General features: G+C 65.9%; 3 protein-coding genes. All 3 read left to right on the top strand.

Translation table 11 applies throughout. The annotated features are described in order from the left end of the window. Positions 1–76: 76 nt before the first annotated feature. A complete protein-coding gene (locus KGZ89_06855; GenBank protein ID MBS3974565.1) occupies positions 77–1,261 on the top strand; it encodes an iron-containing alcohol dehydrogenase in 1,185 nt (394 codons plus the stop codon). Next, positions 1,258–3,183, top strand: a complete 1,926-nt coding sequence (locus KGZ89_06860; GenBank protein ID MBS3974566.1) for an aldehyde ferredoxin oxidoreductase family protein — start codon at positions 1,258–1,260, stop codon at positions 3,181–3,183. Before KGZ89_06855 ends, KGZ89_06860 begins: the two co-directional genes overlap by 4 nt. Positions 3,184–3,350: 167 nt before the next feature. Next, positions 3,351–3,811: UPF0236 family protein (locus KGZ89_06865; GenBank protein ID MBS3974567.1), on the top strand; the 461-nt coding region annotated here is incomplete at its 3' end.

Genomic DNA, 3,811 nt, shown 5'->3' on the forward strand with positions numbered 1-3,811 from the left:
AACGCAGCCGGGGGCATCTGGTCGCCTATGCGAACCTACTGCACTCGAACGTGACAATCGATTCAGGAGAGCGCCCTTGATTCCCGCCTACTACGAGTTCCAGAACTCGGCAAAGATCCTCTCGGGAAGCCGAGCGATCGAGCACATCGGCTTCGAGCTCCTCTCACTCGGCGTGTCGCGTCCGCTGCTGCTCACGAACGAACAGCTCCTCGACCTCAAGGTCGCCACCGTCGTGATCGACGCGCTGGCGGACACCGAGGCGACCGTCGCGACCGTCTTCGCCGATGTGCCGGTGGACTCCTCGGTGGCCGTGGTCAACGAGGTGGCCCGGGTCTTCCGAGAGACGCAAGCGGACGCGATCATCGCGGTGGGCGGCGGCTCCGTACTGGACACCGCAAAGGGAGCGGCGATCGTGCTCACCCACGGCGCAACCGACCTGATGCAGTACCGCGGCGCCGAGAGCCTTCGGGGGCGGCGGAGTGTTGCGTTCATCGCCATCCCGACCACAGCGGGCACCGGATCTGAGGCGACCTCGGCAGCGGTCATCAAAGACACCGATCGGCATCTCAAGCTGATCTTCCAGTCGCTCTCGCTCCTGCCCGACGTGGCCATACTCGACCCGCGCATGACCCTCAAGCTCCCGCCACGGTTGACCGCATCGACGGCGATGGACGCGCTCACCCACGCTGTGGAGTCGGTGAGCTGCCGACAGGCCAATCCTCTCTCCGAGAACTACGCGCGCTCCGCGCTCGACCTCATACGCGAGTATCTTCCGCAAGCCCTCGACCGCCCCGACGACGAGCGCGCTCGCCTGGCGCTCGCCAACGCAGCACTCATGGCCGGCGTGGCCTTCAGTAACTCGATGGTCGGCATCGTACACGCAATGGGGCATGCGGTAGGAGCCGTCGCCGAAGTGGCGCACGGAGACGCCATGGCACTGCTGCTCCCGCACGGGATGGCTTACAACAGCGATGCCGTGTGCGACCGCTACGGTGCGATCCTGCCGAACCTCGCCGGAATCGATGTCTACGCCGCCACGCCTCCCGCCGAGCGCGGGCAGGCCGCGATAGATGCTGTGCGAGCACTGCTCGTGCAGCTGCATGAGCGCACCGGCCTCCCGCTGACGCTCACGCAAGCAGGCGTGAGCATCGAGCAGCTTCCCGAGATCGCGTCTGTGGCGCTCGACGACGCGGCGCTCTTGATGAACGTCAAACAACCGACCTACGAGGAGCTCGTCGCGATCCTTGAAGGTGCGCTATGACGCTGCGGGGCGGCTGGATGGGCCGCGTGCTCGCCGTCGACCTGAGCAGCGGCGAGATTCGCGATTACCCCTGGAGCGATGAGGAGTACCGGACCTGGCTCGGCGGAAAGGCGATGGCGGCACGCATACTCGCGGACATCCTGCCCACAGATGCCGGCCCGCTCGAGCCGGGGAACGTGCTGGTCATCTCAACGGGGCCGCTTACCGGCACCGGCGCACCGTCGTCATCCCGCTTCAGCGTTGCGGCTCGCTCGCCGCTCACCGGCCTGCCCGCCACTTCGAACTGCGGGGGCTCGTTCGGCACGCACCTCAAACGTGCGGGCTACGATGCACTGATCGTGACAGGCGCTGCCGCACAGCCTGTCTGGCTCGAGATCGCCGAGGAAGGCGTGACCGTTCACGACGCCACAGATGTCTGGGGGCTCAGGACAACCGCAGCCCAGGACGCGCTCCGCAAGGACGTCGGGAAGCGCTGCGGGACCATCGTCGCCGGGCCTGCCGGCGAGAACCTCGTCGCGTACGCGTGTCTTCTCTCAGACGACCGCGCCGCCGGCCGCGCCGGCATGGGTGCGGTGTTCGGCTCGAAGAACCTCAAAGGCATCGCCGCCTGGGGCACCCGGAGGACTCCCGTCGCCGAGCCTGAGCGCTACAGCAAGCACATCAAAGCGTGGAGCGCGGCGCTCAAAGCCCATCCGATCGCCGGCGACTCACTTCCGCGCCTAGGAACCGCGGGGTTCCTCAAGCCGATGCAAGATCTCGGAATTGTCGCAACCCGCAACTTCAAGCACGGACGCTTCGATGGCGCGGGAGAGATCGACGGGGAGGCCCTCGCGGCACGGCGCCTCGTGGATACGGCCGGCTGCACAAGCTGCCCGATCCGCTGCGGAAGAGTGGTTGAACTCGATGGCCGGCGCATCAAGGGACCCGAGCTCGAAACGCTCGTGTTGCTCGGCGCCAACCTCGACAACCCTGACCTCGACCGCATCATCGAATGGAACGAGATACTCGACGAGCTTGGCCTGGACACAATGAGCACGGGCGGGACGATCTCGTTCGCGATGGAAGCCGCCGAGCAGGGGCTGTGGGACAACGGGCTGGAGTTCGGCAGAACCGACGGGCTGGCGGCGATCTTCGAAGACATCGCGTACCGTCGCGGCCTGGGCGATGAGCTTGCCGACGGAAGCCGGGCGCTGGCCGAGCGCTACGGTGGAGCCGATTTTGCCATGAATGTGAAGGGCCTGGAAATCGCAGCGTACGAGCCGCGCAGGGCTGTGGGTCAGGGTCTCGGGTACGCAGTCGCTAACCGCGGCGGGTGTCATCTCGGCGGCGGCTACGGCGTGGCCCTCGAGGGGCTCGCTCTGCAGATGGACGGCCGTTCACCGAAGGGCAAGGCGGCGCTGGTCGTGCTCTTCCAAGACCTCATGGAGGCGATTTCCTCGGCGGGGAGCTGTCTTTTCACCACGCTCGGCGTCATGCCCGGCTCGCTCGTTGCAACGCCCGGCGGCGCCTTGGGCCGCTCGGCTGCGATCCTCTTCCAGCACGCGTCCGTTGTGCTGCGGCTGATGCGCATCGCGCCACGCGGCCTTCTCCGCATCCCCATGCCTCTTATCCCGCACATCAGGGCGATCGAACTCGCGACCGGCGAGCGGTACGGCTTCGGCGGTTTTTGGGCGGTCGGCGAGCGCGCCTACAATCTGGAGCGGGCGCTGCAGGCACGTTTCGGCGTCGACAGCTCGGCCGACACCCTGCCGGAGCGGCTGACACGTGAGCAAGAGTCAGACGTCGGCGGGAGAGGCGCCGTGCCGCTCGAGTCGCTCAAGCGCGACTACTACCGTCAACGCGGCTGGAGTAAGGATGGGCTGCCTGACGACGCCCTCATGAGTCGCCTTGGGACCGGGGGAAGAAAGCCCCGCGCGCGCTGAGGGAACGCGCAGCCGAGCCACCCCGCCATTTGCCTGAGCGCTCCCGAAGTTCGAAGTCGGAGCGCGTAAGGTTTAGGGGGGCGTGACCCCGAAGTCGTCTTGAGACGTAGTGCGGGGTTCCTTCTACTCTTGGTGTGTCGAAGACCCAGAGAAGAAAGGAAACTCGCATGCACGATGATACCGCGCTCAAGTCGATGCTGGTCGAGCTGTGTCTAGACCGCATCGCCCTGTTCGAGGATTTCGAGAAGACCGAGACACGCGTGCTTGAAGACCTGCTGGCGGCACTGGCCATCGCCATGTCTGAGGCGCTGGAGGCATTCGACGCGAGCCTGCTGGCCGACAAGCCTGAGGGCTGGCGGGTGAAGGATACCAGGTCACGTGCGATTCTCACTGAGTTTGGCGAGGTGGCCTTTTCCCGCCGTGTCTACATCGACGAGTTCGGGGACCGGCGCACCTACCTCGATGAGATACTGTCACTGCGCCCAAGAAAGCGCCTCTCGCCGGGAGCGTCTCAGTCCCTCGCTCTTTTCGGCTCCGAGATCCCCTACGAGCGTGCCGCTTACGCGCTTTTCAGGCATTGTCCCCAAAAGGTATCTTCGATGACGACGATGTCGACGCTTCGCGAGAC

The sequence above is a fragment of the Actinomycetota bacterium genome (assembly GCA_018334075.1).
GTDB lineage: Bacteria > Actinomycetota > Coriobacteriia > Anaerosomatales > UBA912 > JAGXSC01.

Excerpts from the sequence above, each read along its gene's own strand:
- KGZ89_06860 (MBS3974566.1), top strand. The coding sequence starts at position 1,258 with ATGACGCTGCGGGGCGGCTGGATGGGCCGCGTGCTCGCCGTCGACCTG.